This is a genomic window from Natronosalvus amylolyticus, from assembly GCF_024298845.1.
Classification (GTDB): Archaea; Halobacteriota; Halobacteria; order Halobacteriales; family Natrialbaceae; genus Natronosalvus; species Natronosalvus amylolyticus.
Genome location: NZ_CP101156.1, coordinates 729,433 through 743,852 on the forward strand (window position 1 = coordinate 729,433; position 14,420 = coordinate 743,852).

General features: G+C 60.0%; 16 protein-coding genes and 1 tRNA gene. 8 read left to right on the forward strand and 9 right to left on the reverse strand.

What is annotated here, in order from left to right; translation table 11 throughout:
- Positions 1 to 2 precede the first annotated feature (2 nt).
- Both NLK60_RS03375 and NLK60_RS03380 read right to left on the reverse strand, forming a co-directional pair.
- Positions 3 to 866 (reverse strand): electron transfer flavoprotein subunit beta/FixA family protein, encoded by an 864-nt coding sequence (locus NLK60_RS03375; RefSeq protein WP_254809487.1) that lies wholly within the window; start codon positions 864 to 866, stop codon positions 3 to 5.
- A gap of 196 nt (positions 867 to 1,062) precedes the next feature.
- On the reverse strand, positions 1,063 to 1,917 hold the full coding sequence (locus NLK60_RS03380; protein WP_254809488.1) for a polymer-forming cytoskeletal protein: 855 nt from the start codon (positions 1,915 to 1,917) through the stop codon (positions 1,063 to 1,065).
- A 176-nt stretch (positions 1,918 to 2,093) separates the two neighbouring features.
- On the opposite strand from NLK60_RS03380, the gene NLK60_RS03385 reads away from it, so the two are divergent.
- Positions 2,094 to 2,291: a DUF5800 family protein gene (locus NLK60_RS03385; RefSeq protein ID WP_254809489.1), complete on the forward strand. Its 198-nt coding sequence runs from the start codon at positions 2,094 to 2,096 to the stop codon at positions 2,289 to 2,291.
- A 65-nt stretch (positions 2,292 to 2,356) separates the two neighbouring features.
- Here NLK60_RS03385 and NLK60_RS03390 read toward each other — a convergent pair whose 3' ends face one another.
- Positions 2,357 to 2,932 (reverse strand): DUF7097 family protein, encoded by a 576-nt coding sequence (locus NLK60_RS03390; protein ID WP_254809490.1) that lies wholly within the window; start codon positions 2,930 to 2,932, stop codon positions 2,357 to 2,359.
- A gap of 135 nt (positions 2,933 to 3,067) precedes the next feature.
- On the opposite strand from NLK60_RS03390, the gene NLK60_RS03395 reads away from it, so the two are divergent.
- Entirely contained in the window at positions 3,068 to 3,415 is a 348-nt protein-coding gene (locus NLK60_RS03395) for a DUF192 domain-containing protein (RefSeq protein WP_254809491.1), read from the forward strand.
- A 45-nt stretch (positions 3,416 to 3,460) separates the two neighbouring features.
- Here NLK60_RS03395 and NLK60_RS19655 read toward each other — a convergent pair whose 3' ends face one another.
- Positions 3,461 to 3,706: a PGF-CTERM sorting domain-containing protein gene (locus NLK60_RS19655; RefSeq protein WP_425499063.1), complete on the reverse strand. Its 246-nt coding sequence runs from the start codon at positions 3,704 to 3,706 to the stop codon at positions 3,461 to 3,463.
- Between the two features lie 176 nt (positions 3,707 to 3,882).
- Between NLK60_RS19655 and NLK60_RS03400 the strand changes: the two genes are divergently transcribed.
- Entirely contained in the window at positions 3,883 to 5,367 is a 1,485-nt protein-coding gene (locus NLK60_RS03400; RefSeq protein ID WP_254810418.1) for a (R)-citramalate synthase, read from the forward strand.
- 25 nt (positions 5,368 to 5,392) lie between these two features.
- Here NLK60_RS03400 and NLK60_RS03405 read toward each other — a convergent pair whose 3' ends face one another.
- Positions 5,393 to 5,614 (reverse strand): hypothetical protein, encoded by a 222-nt coding sequence (locus NLK60_RS03405; RefSeq protein ID WP_254809492.1) that lies wholly within the window; start codon positions 5,612 to 5,614, stop codon positions 5,393 to 5,395.
- Positions 5,615 to 5,671: 57 nt separating this feature from the next.
- On the opposite strand from NLK60_RS03405, the gene NLK60_RS03410 reads away from it, so the two are divergent.
- Positions 5,672 to 5,872 carry a hypothetical protein gene (locus tag NLK60_RS03410; protein WP_254809493.1) on the forward strand — a complete coding sequence of 67 codons (201 nt, stop codon included), beginning with the start codon at positions 5,672 to 5,674 and terminating at the stop codon, positions 5,870 to 5,872.
- A gap of 142 nt (positions 5,873 to 6,014) precedes the next feature.
- On the opposite strand, the gene NLK60_RS03415 is transcribed toward NLK60_RS03410, so the two are convergent.
- A tRNA-Ser gene (locus NLK60_RS03415) sits at positions 6,015 to 6,099 on the reverse strand.
- A 173-nt stretch (positions 6,100 to 6,272) separates the two neighbouring features.
- Between NLK60_RS03415 and NLK60_RS03420 the strand changes: the two genes are divergently transcribed.
- Positions 6,273 to 7,223, forward strand: coding sequence for an AAA family ATPase (locus NLK60_RS03420; RefSeq protein WP_254809494.1), 951 nt, complete (start codon positions 6,273 to 6,275; stop codon positions 7,221 to 7,223).
- A 305-nt stretch (positions 7,224 to 7,528) separates the two neighbouring features.
- Positions 7,529 to 7,702 carry a DUF1059 domain-containing protein gene (locus NLK60_RS03425; RefSeq protein ID WP_254809495.1) on the forward strand — a complete coding sequence of 58 codons (174 nt, stop codon included), beginning with the start codon at positions 7,529 to 7,531 and terminating at the stop codon, positions 7,700 to 7,702.
- A 139-nt stretch (positions 7,703 to 7,841) separates the two neighbouring features.
- Here the strand turns inward: NLK60_RS03425 and ppc are convergent, their stop codons facing one another.
- From ppc to NLK60_RS03440, 3 genes are all read right to left on the reverse strand, one after another.
- Positions 7,842 to 10,532 (reverse strand): phosphoenolpyruvate carboxylase, encoded by a 2,691-nt coding sequence (gene ppc / locus NLK60_RS03430; RefSeq protein ID WP_254809496.1) that lies wholly within the window; start codon positions 10,530 to 10,532, stop codon positions 7,842 to 7,844.
- A gap of 178 nt (positions 10,533 to 10,710) precedes the next feature.
- Positions 10,711 to 11,040 (reverse strand): transcription factor S, encoded by a 330-nt coding sequence (locus tag NLK60_RS03435; RefSeq protein ID WP_254809497.1) that lies wholly within the window; start codon positions 11,038 to 11,040, stop codon positions 10,711 to 10,713.
- A 590-nt stretch (positions 11,041 to 11,630) separates the two neighbouring features.
- Positions 11,631 to 12,257, reverse strand: coding sequence for a phosphoribosyltransferase (locus NLK60_RS03440; protein ID WP_254809498.1), 627 nt, complete (start codon positions 12,255 to 12,257; stop codon positions 11,631 to 11,633).
- Positions 12,258 to 12,379: 122 nt separating this feature from the next.
- Here NLK60_RS03440 and NLK60_RS03445 point away from each other — a divergent pair, with 122 nt between their 5' ends.
- Positions 12,380 to 13,048 (forward strand): class I SAM-dependent methyltransferase, encoded by a 669-nt coding sequence (locus tag NLK60_RS03445; protein WP_254809499.1) that lies wholly within the window; start codon positions 12,380 to 12,382, stop codon positions 13,046 to 13,048.
- Between the two features lie 177 nt (positions 13,049 to 13,225).
- On the forward strand, positions 13,226 to 14,299 hold the full coding sequence (locus NLK60_RS03450; RefSeq protein WP_254809500.1) for a pyridoxal-phosphate-dependent aminotransferase family protein: 1,074 nt from the start codon (positions 13,226 to 13,228) through the stop codon (positions 14,297 to 14,299).
- The last annotated feature ends 121 nt before the right edge of the window (positions 14,300 to 14,420 follow it).

Sequence of the window (14,420 nt, forward strand, 5' to 3'; positions counted from 1 at the left end):
GCTCAGTCACCTCCTGCATACGGCTGTAGTTCCTCGAGTACCTGTTCCATCCCGCCACTGTCGCCCGGATCGATCATCGTCGCCTCCCGTTCGGAGGGCGCTTTCGGAATGGGGTCAACCGAGGAAACGATCGTCGGTGAGCCATCGAGACCGATGTATTCGGAGTCCAGACGCAGGTCCTCGTGGTCCCAGGTCGTCAGATGGTCGTCGAAGTCCTCGACGCGTTCTTCCGTGGCCGCGCGCAACCGCTTGTGCTCGAGTCGGTGGGCCGCCTTCCGGTAGGTCGGTTCGAACTCGGGGTCGGTGACAACGAAACACGGAAGTGGGGCTTCGACCGTCTCGATCTCGTCAACGTCACCCTCGACCAGTCTTTTGGCCCGGAGGACGCGTTCGTCGGGGTCGATATCCAGTGCGATGACGTGCGTGACGATCGGCCACTCCAGACACCAGGCGGTCTGGGGCCCTGTGTGACCGGTCTCGCCGTCGGCTGTTTTGAACCCCGCAAACACCAGATCGACGTCTGTGACTTCCTCCTGGTACTTTTCGATTGCTGCTGAGAGCGTGATCGCAGTGGCCCAGGTGTCCGAGGCCGCGAGTTCTCGGTCCGAGAGCAGATAGCTGTCATCCGAATAAATCTCGCCCATCGCCTCCTCGAGCACGCTCGAATAACTCGGCGGCCCCATACTCATCCCACTCACGTGTCCACCGTGACGAACTCGCGTCTGGAGGGCCGCGCGCAACGCGAAGTGGTCGTTCGGGTTCATTACCGTCGGTGTCTTCCCGCGCTCGAGGTGCCCGTCCTCGTCGAATGATACCGCACCCTCAGAGAAGTCGGGGACCCCTTTTGTCAAGACGATCGATCTCACAACTCCCACCTCGAGTGTGTTATGATTGTTCGTAGCATACTCATCTGGGCGTTTCGCAACATTAGTTATTAAGGATGTGGGGTAAAATCCGAGTGCGCAACGGTGGAGTTCACGCTGTGAGGATTGTCACAGATATCGATCAGTCCGTATCCAAGATAGTCCTGCTCCCTATGACTTTTCCTGAATCTGGCCGCGCCTACTCGATGTCGCGATTAGTCGTCTCCATCGTGATCTCACCGCTAGCGCGAATTGAGCCGTCAACCTCAGCACCTGGCCCAAGGTCGAGGTCGCTACAGGAAACGTCCCCCAATATACGCACGTCAGGACCCAGCGCAACCGCACCGTCACGGGTCGTCACATCGCCGTGGATTCGTGTTTTCTCACCGATGGTGATGTCGCCTCGAGCGCGAACACTACCGAAGACGTTCCCATCGCTCCCGATCGAAACCGTTTCGGCGCGAACGTTGCCGTGGAGTCGACACTCGTCACCGATTCTGGCAGGTGTCGATACTCGCCAAGCATCGTCGCTGACAGTTGCGTTAGCCGGGATAACGAGCGGTTCTGCGCCCCTCTCGAGGTCGTCATCGACGACCTCCGAAATGAGCTGCTGGGCGGCGTCTTCCTCGCCGATAACCAGCAGGTGTTTGAGGTACATAAACAGGAAAATGATCGTCGGCATCGGGTTCCGGATGACGATCCAGCCGTTCGCCTCGAACCCCTCCTCGATGTCGACGTCGTCCCCGATATCGAGGTCGCCAGCTACTTTGAGCTGGCCACCGACGTGGACTCGTTCACCCAGATACGCGTCCTCGCCGACGAGGACGTTGTCGGCGACGTCACACCACATGTCCAGTCGGCAATCTCCGTCGGCCTCTATCGACCCGCCAAAGGTTGCGCCCTCGCCCGCGAGAACGTTCCGGCCGCGAACGCCGAATTCGACGGTCGCCCGACCACCGACGAGCACATCACCGTCGGTCACGAGATCGTGCTCTTCTGCTTCGGTTCCGGACGGGACGACGAGTTCGTCGAGCGGATCGGTACTGAACGCCACACTCTGTGGCAGAGTCACTGCCGGGTAATAAACCCCGCGCGAACGTCAGACGCGTGGCAGACAGTAGTGCATCGAGTATCCGATTTCTCGGTTCTCATCTCGAGGGAGCCGTGTCTCGGCCTCGAGGACCGGTGCAAGTCGCTTCATTTTTCCACCGGCACCCCGAGAGTGTGGGTATGACCACGCTCGCTTTCGACGACGCCGGCGTCGACGTCGTCTACGAAGGAACCGAATTTCGCCTCGAACGAGACCTGATCGAAGAGGCTATTGGCAAACCCTATCCCGAAGTGACCGACCACGAAGTCCTCAAGATGGTCGCCGAACAACCCTCACTTTCCGGCGAACCGCGGCGCATTGCCGATATCATTCGATAACACCATCGGGCAATCAGCTTCGCTCGCCATTTTCAGGACACTACAACGACGCTCGAGTGGGTCGCTCACTCCCGGTCCGTCCGTTCGGCCGCCGTCTGAAACCCCAGTTCCTCGAGTTCGCGGTCTCGACGACCTTCACGGGCCCCAATCGCTTCCGGGTCGGGTGCAACGTCGTCGGTAATTCTGGCCCACGAGGAGTGCACTTTCGCGTGACACCACCGACAGAGATAGACCGTGATTTCGTGACTCAGGGTTCGTCCATCGCTCGCATAGGACAGGTGATGTTCCTCGAGCAGGGGACGCTCGTCCGACTGTCCCATTCGCCGTTCCTCGAGGCCACAGCGTACGCATTCGTGGTCGTGGTTCCGTGAGCGAAAGTGCGGACAGTCTGCCCACTCCGGGTCGGCGTCCGCGCCGCTACAACCAGTACAGCTACCGGCGGCGTCACCCTGTTCGCTCTCCGGATCGACCACGAAACAGGCGTAGTCGGCGTGTGCGCGTTCGCGAGCAAACTCGGGGTCGTGCTGGTAGTGGTCGTAGGCGTAGCGGCATTTTCCTTCGCCGGTGAGGTAATCGCAAACCCCAACGAACGAATAGGGGTCGTCGACGCCGACCGACGTTCCTCGTGGCGTCTTTTCCATCGAGTGAACGTTAGCCTCGAGATACAAGTAGACTGCCCACGAGCGTTTGCCCGGCACCGGGTGCTGCGGGCAGGCGAAAGACGCGGCCAGTTACTGGCCATCGATTATTTACCTTCCGGGCACCCAGACGCCTTCGTGCGACTCGTGTACGATTCGGACGGTGCGGAGACACCACTGGCCACGAACGTCGAGACGGCCGATTCACTAATTCAACAGACTCGTGGGCTCATGTTCCGTCGCTCTATCCCTGACGACTACGCCCTCGCATTTCGGTTCGACACGGCGAAAATGCGGGACATCCACATGCTGTTCGTCTTCACCTCGCTCGACGTTATCTGGGTCGAAGATGGCACCGTCAGCCGTGTCGAAACGCTTCGACCGTGGCTCGGTTTCGCTCGTGCACGAGCAGACCTGATACTCGAACTCCCCGCTGGTGGGGCTGACGGAGTCGAAGCGGGCGATGAAATCAGACTCGAGGACTAATCGTATTCGTGCCGGTCGAAGCGACTCGAGTAACGAACCGCTTACTTATCGACGCCGGGCCAGTAGCGCAATCGAGAGCAGGGCAACGAGCGCACCAATCGCGGTGAATCCTGGCTGACCGTCGACATCGTCACCGAGTCGCAGTGGGAGACCACCACGATTCACCACCGACCGGTCTACTGTGACAACAATCCGGAATATGACAGTGACTGAGTGTGTGGCAGGTAGTGCCGATACCGGCGTCCTTAATGACCGGTAGGGCCACCTCCGAGATACAATGGCACGAGACACACTCTCAACGCCGGCGTCCGAGGATAGAGGAAGTCGGGGCAACCCGGCTGGGCGTGAAATTCACCGCCAACACTGACTCTCGGACTCGAGCCGAGACCGACGTCGATACCGTTTTCGAAGCCGACTATACAGACTCTCGCCTTCGAGCCGATGGCGGGCAGGCTGTAGGTGACACCGTGAAACTACTTGATACAACACTCCGCGACGGTGAGCAAGCGCCAGGCGTTTCGCTCTCCCCAGACGAAAAGGTCGAAATCGCCCGTGCGCTCGAGCGCACTGGCGTCTCCGTAATCGAAGCCGGCAGCGCCTGTACGGGCGCTGGCGAACGCGAGGCGATCTCCAGGGTAACCGACCTCGATCTCGACGCCCGCGTGACGAGTTTCTGCAGAGGGATCCACACCGACATCGACCTCGCCCTCGAGTGTGACGTCGACGGCATCCATCTCGTCGTCCCCTCGAGTGACCGCCACGTCGAAGGGAAAGTCGGCAGTACGCGCGAGGATAACCTCGAACGAACGGCCGAACTCGTCGAGTACGCCAAATCCCACGGTCTCTGGGTCGAAGTCATCGGCGAGGACGGCTCTCGCGCTGACCTCGAGTACCTCGAGACGCTGATGGCGACAGCGCTCGATGCCGGTGCAAACCGCACCTGCTTTGCCGACACCGTCGGACACACGGGCCCCGAGCGAACGGCCGAAGTCGTCGGCCGACTGGCCGAACTTGGCCCCGTGAGCGCACACACGCACGATGACCTCGGTCTCGGCGTCGCCAACGCTCTGGCCGCCGTCGATGCCGGCGCAGACTTGATCCACTGTACCGTCAACGGCCTCGGCGAACGGGCTGGAAACGTCGCCCTCGAGGAAGTCGCCATCGCGCTCTCGCACGTCTACGATATCGACACCGTCGAGCTCACCCAGTTGTACGATCTCGCACAGCTCGTGGCACGTGCTACGGGCGTCGAACTGCCGCCGAACAAGGCCGTCGTCGGGCAGAACGCCTTCACCCACGAGAGCGGTATCCACACCGACGGGACGCTCAAAGACGACAAGATGTACGAGCCGTACCCGCCGGAAACTGTCGGTCGCGAACGACGATTGGCGCTCGGTAAACACACCGGTCGCGCCGGTGTCCGGGCCGCTCTCGAAGAACACGACGTCGAGGTTTCCGAAGATGCGGTCGCAGAGATCGCCAACCGAGTAACCGAACTCGGTGATCGCGGCCGACGAGTCACCGATGCCGACCTCCTCGCAATCGCCGAAGACGTCACGGGTGCCGACCGCGAGCGAACGGTCGAACTGCTCGACCTGAACGCCATCAGCGGGGGCTCGGTCCCAACGGCGAGCGTTCGGTTGCTCGTTGCCGGCGACGAACGCGTCGCATCCGGGACCGGATCAGGGCCCGTCGACGCAGCCGTTTCCGCCGTCCGCGCCGCACTGGGTTCGGGAGCCGATGCCGAACTCGAGGCCTACCACGTCGACGCCGTCACCGGTGGCACCGACGCACTCGTCACCGTCGAAGTGACGATGTCTCGAGACGACCGAAGCGTTACCGTTGCCCGAAGTGAAGCCGACATTACTCGCGCCAGTGTCGAGGCAATGGTCGACGCATTGGACCGCTTGCTCGAGGCAGACGCCCAGGCGTTTGCCCCGGCAGACGACTGATCGGATAAAAACACGCTTTGTCCAGCTACTCCGTTTCTTCCTCGTCCGCCTCGAGACCGTGGGTCCGTGTGATAAGATTGGCTGGGTCGAGACCGTATAACGTGGCGAGAAAGAGCGCTAACACCACCACTGCTACTCGTGCCATGTCACCGAGTGTGCTCGGTATCGTTGGCTCGAGCGTCGTGGCCATCACGATGGCGACCGCAAGCCAGAGGAGCGTTAGTACGGTTCGTTGACGACTGTCCATACCGTTGCTTCTAGGTGAATGTATAAGACTGATACGTCTGGCGCTCGCAGTTCTCGTATGACCGAATGGCTCCGAATCGGCGGGCTCGCCCTGCTGGCGCTTATCGCACTCTGGGTCGTCCTCGAGATCGTGTCGCTGGTGCTTGGCTTTCTCACCTGGGCCATTAGCCTCCTCGTCTCTATCGTGATCGTCGCCCTGTTGCTGGCTGGGGCTTACTATTTGTTGACCGACGTCCTCGGTGTCGACCTCGGGATCTAATCGCTCGAGTAGACGTTTCGATTCTGTCGAACGGTTGCACTCATCTTTCGAAGGTTGAGATTGAGAATTTTCTGCAGCAAATTTGCTGGTTGACTATCGAGAACAGCGGGTATGCCTCGCTCACCGGGTAGTCGTCGAAAAACGCCGAGAGGGAGATTTGAACTCCCGTGTCCGTGGGGACAGCAGATTTCGAATCTGCCGCCTTGGCCGGGCTAGGCTATCTCGGCTCACCTCACAGTACCAGGGTTATGATTTTAGCCGTTTCGGTTCGTCGCCTCCGTGTGGGTGACCCACGTAGCGGTCCTCCCTCGAGCCAGTCTGTCAAATTCGATCGCGACGATGACGCCACAAACGTGACAGAAACAGAAGAAATATGGCCGGCCATCTCGAGTCACCGCCCATGGACGTCACTCAGGCGAGCGAGGAGTGTGAAGCGGTCCTCGATGCCATCAGCGAAGCGGTTATCTCCGAACGAGAATTCCTCGAGACCGTGTTACTCGGCGTCGTCGGCCGTGGACACGTCCTCTTAGAAGAAGTACCCGGGACCGGGAAAACGCTGACTGCACGCAGTTTTGCCAGCGCGCTCGGGCTCTCGTTCTCTCGGATTCAGTTCACGCCCGATCTGTTGCCCGCCGACGTCACCGGAACGCACATTTTCAACGAACAGGATCGGTCGTTCGAGTTCAACGAAGGGCCGATTTTCGCCAACATCGTCCTCGCCGACGAAATCAACCGTGCTCCGCCGAAAACCCAGGCGGCGCTGCTCGAGGCGATGGAAGAAGGCCAGGTGACGACCGACGGCGAAACCCGTCAGCTCCCACAGCCGTTTTTCGTCATCGCCACGCAGAACCCGGTCGAACAGGAAGGAACCTTCCCGCTGCCCGAAGCGCAGGTCGACCGATTCCTCGTCAAAACCTCGATGGGATATCCGGACGAACTCGGCGAGGTCGAACTCCTTAGACGTCGAGCTGCCCGCGACGAGATGAGCCCGAGTGTCGACACCGTGTTCGAACCCGAACACGTCGAAGCCCTTCGACAGGTCCCCGAATCCATCACTGTCGACGAGGACCTCCTCGAGTACGTCGTCGCACTGGCTCGAGAGACTCGAAACGATGGCCGCGTCTCCGTCGGCGTCTCTCCCCGTGGGACACAGCGCCTGTTCGAAGCCGCTCGAGCGTATGCGACGCTCTCCGGGCGAGAGTACGTCACGCCAGATGATATCAAACGCGTTGCCCAGCCGGTGATGGCTCACCGACTCGTCTTGACCCCTGATGCGACCGTCAACGAGGTCAAAAAGTCCCAGATCGTCGACGCCGTGCTCGATTCGGTTCCGGTACCGACCGTCGATTGAGAGGAGCGTTTTGGTCACCAACGGCGGTTTGTCGTAACCCCCCTGGCGTTCTGTCTCAACACTCCGAAATACGGTATTCCAGCCCATCGCGGACAGCGGCTGCCAGAGAAGCCACGTCGACTTTCGAAGGAGCGCCCACGAAAGGCCTCGAGAGAGCGCCACCGTTCGGTCGAAGTGTCGCCAGTGAGCGTCTGTTTCACGTATTCATTTTCGCTGTCGAAAACGTCTATGTGGGTTGAGAGGGTAGGTACCTTGGTGGTTGGTGACAATTCGCATGGCCTAACCACCGAACACAGGGGAGAGACATGGCACGAGCACACAAACTGGATTGTGAAGCGGCGGAATCCGGCTGTCGTTTTATTATCCAATCCGAAAACGAGGAAGAGGCGATCGAACTGGCGCGAAACCACATGCACGAGGTACACGGCAAGGAGTTCTCCGACGACGAACTCCAGGATGAGTATCTGCAGATTGTGTAATCTGCAGGCCTGTCGTTCTGTGAGAAGGGATTCGTTTTCCTTTTTCGATTTTGATCGAACTGATCCTCGGAAACAGAACCCGCGATGTCACCGACGTTGCGTTGCAAGTCTGAATATACGACGCAGTAAAGCAGGAATGCTATCCGGTATTTTTCATCCCGGCAGCGATTCCTTTGACCGTTAGCCGAAGCGTCCGTTCTTCGACGTCGGTCCGGTGGGTCTGCCCAAGCAAGTGCGTCTGCAACAGATTGAGCGGGTCGACGTACGGGTTTCGACGCTCGAGGTTCTCGCCCAGCCAGTCCCGAGTGTGTAACTCCTCTCGTTGCCCCACCGTCGTCACCAACTCGACGGCTCGTTCGTACTCATCGGTGATTCGCGGGAAGTACGTTTCACGGAGGTCGGCCTCTGCAAGGTCCGCGTACTGTTCGGCAATCTCGAGTTCGGTTCGTGAGAGCGAGAGCGCCGCGTTATCGAGCGTGGACCGGAAGAAGGCCCACTCGTCGTACATCGTCTGGAGCGTTTCGACGTCGCCACCGTCCTCGAGGTAGGCGTCGAGTCCCGCAGCCAGCGCGTACCAGCCGGGAAGAATACAGCGCGATTGAGTCCAGGAGAACACCCACGGAATAGCCCTGAGGTCCTCGACCGTCCGCTCGCCGCTTCGCGAGGCCGGCCGCGAACCCAGGTCCAGATCTTCGATGACGGTGATCGGTGTCGCTTGTTCGAAGTACTGGACGAAACCCTCACTCTCGAGGAGGTCGCGATACTCCTGGCGGGCGGCGTCGGCCATCGTATCCATGGCGTCGATCCACTCGTCTTCGATACGCTCTTTTGGCTGTTCGATAGCCTGTTTTCGCGCCCGGAGCTGGGCATTGAGCATCTGTTCGATGTTTCGCTCGGCGATGCGTGGATTACCGTACTTCTCGGCGATGGCTTCCCCCTGTTCGGTGAACTTCACCTGGCCGGTGACCGTGCTGTTTGGCAGCGCGAGCAATGCTTCGCTCATCGGGCCACCACCGCGTGAGATGGAGCCACCACGACCGTGGAACAGCCGCATCGTCACGTCGTAATCATCACAGATCTCCCCGAGCCGGCGCTGGTTCTTGTACAACGACCAGTTCGCTGCCAGGAAGCCGTTTTCTTTGTTCGAGTCGGAGTACCCCAACATGATTTCTTGCGTGCGACCGCGGGCCTCGAGCGCCTGGGCATAGGCTTCGTTCTCGAACAGCGTCCCCATGATACGACGGGCGCCCGAGAGCGCGTACTCGGTTTCGAGCAGCGGAACGATGTCCAACCCACAGTGTTCGGGGAGCGAGACGATCCCAGCCTGGTCGGCGAGGAACAGCACCTCGAGGACGTGGGATGGCTCGTTGTTCATCGAGATGCAGTAGGTGTCGATGGCCTCGACGCCGTACTCACGCTGCCACTCGGCGAGCGTGTCAAAGAGGGTGACGACGCGGCTCGAGGTATCCGTCAGGTCGTCGGTTTTCGAGAGATCGATCAGTGGCTCGTCCTGTAAGACGGCCTCAGTCAGCAGTTCGACGCGCTCGTCTTCGTCCAGTGCCGCGTAATCGATTCCCTCCCGTTCGAGAGTTTCGGTGATCGCGTCGGTGTGGTTCTGGCGATGGTCCCGAAGGTCGAGGCTAGCCAGCGAGAGGCCGAACGTCGCGACCTGACGGCGGAGCGGGTCCACGTGGGCTTCGACGACCGTTTCCGCATCGTTGTCACGGAGACTCTCCGCGATGACCTCGAGGTCAGTGGTAAGTTGGTCGGCGTCGTCGTAGCCGCCCGGTCGTACGTCGCCGACCCGCGCGAGGCGCTCGCGCATCAACTTGAGTTTCTGTCGGTAGGGTTCGCCCGGATAACGGTCTTCTGCGGTGCGCGCCACCCCTGGGAGCCGCTCGCGGTCTGCTTCCAGCGAGCTATCGAACGCACTGCCCGTGGTGATTCGGCTCCCATCCTGGCTCAGGACACCCGAGAGGCGTTTGAGTTGTTCGCGATAGCGCTCGAGAACGACTGCCCGCTGGCGCTCGAGGGTGTTCGCAGTCACTTCGGGTGTGACGTAGGGGTTGCCGTCACGGTCGCTGCCGGCCCACGAGCGAAACTCGAATAGTTTAGGAACGTCGGTCGGCCCATCGAGTTCGTCATCCAGTGCGTCGGCCAGTTCGTCGTACACCTCTCCGACGACGTCGAAAAGTGTGTTCTCAAGATACCACTGCACGTTTCTGGCTTCGTCCTCCGGTTCTGGTTGACGCTTTCTGACCTGGGGCGTCTGCCAGAGGCTCGTCACTTCGGCGTCGATATCGCGCCAAACCTGTTTGCGCTCTTTGTCGGTCAAAAGCCGCTCGTCCAGGGTCTCGAGGTGGTTGGCGACCGAGCGAAGCTTCGCTTTGACCGTCTTTCGTCGTGCTTCGGTTGGGTGTGCCGTAAACGTCGGTTCGATGAGGACGTCGTCGAGAATCCCCTCGACCGTTTCGTCGTCGACTTCTGCGAGTTCTGCAGCGGCCGTTTCGAGACTGTCTTCCAGCGTCCCCTCGTGTGAATCCTGTCGAATCGTCCGCACCCGTTCGCGCTCTTCGGCGAGATTTATCAGTTCGAAATAGGTAGTAAATGCTCGTGCAACAGTTCGCTGTTTGTGCGTCGAAAGGTTCTCGAGTTCGGTGATTAGCGATTTCCGTGAGTCGAGTTCGCCCGACCGGTAATCGATCGCGGCCGTCCGACACGATTCGACTGTTTCGAACGCGCGTCGAGACGTTTGGTCCTCGAGGACGTTGCCGAGCAACGCCCCGAGTTCCCGCACGTCCTGTCTGACTTCCCTGTTGTGCAGTGGCATACCTACTCCGTATGCGGCCTACTGCAAAAAACTCAGTACCTCGCGAAAGTTTGCCACGTGCATCGTTTTTCGTTACGTTAGTCGATGGTCGGATGAAGAAGAACGTCGGCCCCGCTATCGGTTCGTACGCGAAATCCGCTGGTGAGCGCAGATGGGTTGTGGAAACTCGAGAATTCGCTCAATTGTATTCACGCCACCGATAGCCACACTCGGTGCACTTGAAGAACCGGGTCGGTGGTTCGTCCGCCGAGGCGGTTTGTTTGATCGTGTACCACGCTTCCTCAGTTCCGCACTCGTCACAGCGTACGTCGGTCGCAATGGGTTTACCTTCGAAATTGGCGGACTCGTCGGATTCGATGACGTCGTCGAAGGTCTGTGATTCGGTCGTCACGAACGCGGCCTCCTGGTCGCGATCTCGGACACTCGAGTGGCCACAGTCGTCGTTCGTACAAACCATGTGGTCCCCATCGGCTTTCATCATCGAACCGCAGGCATCACAGAACTGCATATCCGGACTACTGGGTCGGCCCTGAAAAGGTATACGTTCATCCCTTTTTCGCACTGTTATGTTGAACGGGCGAACTGCCGATGAACGAGTATGACAGCGTTACCGGGACACCCCATAGACCGAGGTGGTGACCGATTGACGCGTGTATAATCGGATTTTCTACTCGAGGGTGGACAAGTGCTCACAAATCTTCGTATTATTTTAGATTGTGCACCTGAACGGGCACAACCCACCGTACTTACACCAACAGTTAGCTTTATTATTGGACGAACACTACACTGTGATGTCGACGGGAACTCCCGACGACGCGACGCATTGGCAAACAAACGACCCTGTGAGTGCCGGTGGTATGCGAACGTCCCACTGTTCGCCTACTCAATGACGCGAAACCCGTGTCATGGTGGATCACTCATGCTCAACAATCCATTTGCGACCATTCGTGGCTGTGTGGTCGCCCACTGCTCGTTCGGCCGCCATTTTCGGAGGCCGACGAACTGCCTTTCTTGCACTGGTGATCGGTGAGAATCGACGTGTTCACTCGAGGTGGCAATCGAAAACGGACACACCACGATGGCCAACCGTCTCTGTACTTACGACGACTGATCGAGATAGGCCATCGCTTCCTCGTCTGAAACCTGGCCGAAGTTGCGGTAGTACTGTCCCACTGCGCGGAAATCAGGCGGCGTCTGGAGGGCGATAACCTCGTCTGCCTCCTCCTTGAGTGTACGGAAGGAGTCCGGCGAACTCACCGGAACCGCGAGGATAACCGACGACGCACCGGCTTCCCGAACCTGACGAAGGCACGCAGTCGCCGTAGCCCCCGTCGCGACGCCGTCGTCGACGACCACCACGTGAGCATCCGTGAGCGAGACCGCATCGCCGTCACGATATCGGTCGGCTTTCTTCGCTGCGTTCTCGGCTTCCTCCTGGCGAACGTCCTCGAGGTAGTCCTCGGAGACGTTCAACTGGGAAACCAGTCGGTCGTTGAGCCAGACGGTGCCATCGCTACCGACAGCACCCAGTGCGAGTTCTGGATTCATCGGCGCACCGAGTTTTCGCGCAACGACCACGTCCAGTGTGGCATCGAGCGCGTCCGCGACCGGTCGGGCGACGGGTAATGCCCCACGGGGAATTCCGAGCACAACGTCGGCTTCGACACCCTGGTGCTCGAGTTCGTCGGCCAGTCGCTCACCGGCGTCCGTTCTGTCAGCGAACATAACACAGCGTACAACCTCGAAGACATTGATTATTGGCCCTGCTCGTTCCACAGAAACACGGATATCGAATCGATCGTCCACCGGAATATATACCGGATTCCGTCACGATTCTACGAACACAAATGCTCCGTCGGGATACCAGTAGCGACGACGACTCGAGCGCTACAGACGAGATAGACCATCCGTTGGTCGCCCGTCTGTACGGATCGCTCACACCGATGGAGTGGGTGTTCGCGCCACATCGTCGCTATCTCGCGGCGGACCTCTCCGGACGGGTTCTCGATCTCGGTGCCGGAACCGGCGGCATGTTCGAACCGGTTCAGACGGCAGTCGATTCCGATCTCGAGTATCACGCCATCGAACCCGACGAGACGATGCGCGAGCAGGCCGCAACACAGGCCAGAGAACTCGGCTTTCCGGTCGATCTCCGAGACGCTCGAGCCGAAGCCCTTCCGTACCCCGACGATGCGTTCGACGTCGTCCTCGCGAGCGTGGTCTTCTGTACAATTGCCGATCCCGAAGCCGCCCTCGAGGAGGTTGCTCGAGTACTCAAACCCGGTGGCGAGTTTCGATTTTTCGAGCACGTTCGCGCCGATGGCTGGCGTGAAACGGGCCAGGACATCGTCGATCCACTCTGGACTCGGCTTGCCGGTGGCTGTCACGTCAATCGGGACACCGTGGACCTGTTCGTCTCTCACGACGCCTTCGACGTCCTCGAGATCGAACGGATCCGGTTCGGTGTGTTCCCGGCAACCCCGTTCGTTCGGGGGACCCTTCGTCGACGGCGATGAGGCGATTGTCGAGTAGCGACGCTTCGGTGGTCGGTAGTCACAGAGTGCTCGCTGGTCACTCGAGATCTCGTCTCCCCTGCCAGAACGTGGAACACGCGCCTGAGTCATCACGCGTCGAACGACCCCGATACGCCCCAGGACCCGTCTCTCTTTTACCATCGAACACGACGACCGTGTATGGAGCACCCAGACGAAATCCTGCGCATGACGCCAGGGCCGACGACTGTGCCCCAGCGCGTCCGAGAGCGAATGGCTGAGCCAGCCTGGAATCCCGACGTCGAATCCGAGTTCGTCGACTTCTATGCTGCATTGACGGCCAAACTCGAGCCAGTGTACGGCGACGGTGACATCGCCATCCTCGGTGGGGAAGGCATCCTGGGACTCGAGGCAGCCATCGCCTCACTGGTCGAACCGGGAACGGAGGTGCTGTGTATCGCCAACGGCCTCTACGGCGAGGGGTTCGCCGATTTCGTCGATATGTACGGCGGAGAGGCGACCGTCTGTGGCGGTGACTGGCGAGAGCCACTCGATATCGCGTCCGTCGAACGGGAACTCGAGACCGGAACGTACGACGTTGCGACGATGGTCCACTGTGAGACGCCAACGGGCGTCCTGAACGACCTCGAGCCGGTACTGGAACTCCTCGAAGCACACGACGTGCTCAGCGTGGTCGACGCCGTTTCCTCGCTCGGTGGGACGGCCGTCTCAACAGAACTGATCGACGTCGTCCTCGGTGCGAGCCAGAAGTGTTTCAGTGCCCCGCCTGGTCTGACGGTGTGTGCGATCAGCGACCGTGCCTGGGAGCGAATCGAACGCGTCGAGACCCGCTCGTTTTACGCCAGCCTCGAGCCCTGGCGGACCGTCATCGAGGACCGCTGGTTCCCCTATACGCACCTCTCTTCGAACCTACTTGCACTCGACGAGGCAACCGACCTGTTGCTCGAGGAGGGGGTCGAGGACGTCTACAAACGCCACGAACGAGTGGCGAACCGCTGTCGACAGCGAGTCGATTCGATGGGCCTCGAAGTGTATCCCTCGAGTGATGCCCTCGCATCGCCGACAGTGACGGCGCTCGCTGTGGACGGGCAAGCGACCGCACTGCAACGACGGATTCGGGACGAGCACGATATCGTGCTCGCGACGGGACTTGGCGACCTCTCGGACGACATCATCAGAATCGGCCACATGGGCTACAACGCGCGTCTCGAGTGGGTCGATCGGACGATGGACGCGCTCGAGGACGTGTTATAAGGGGCCAGTCTACGGGTTGAAACGATCGAGTGGAGGAGAGTTTTCAGGACTGTAACGGTTCTTCTCGTATGCCAGAGGACTGTGTCAGGCCCAAACATACCACTCCAGCGACAGACCAAAA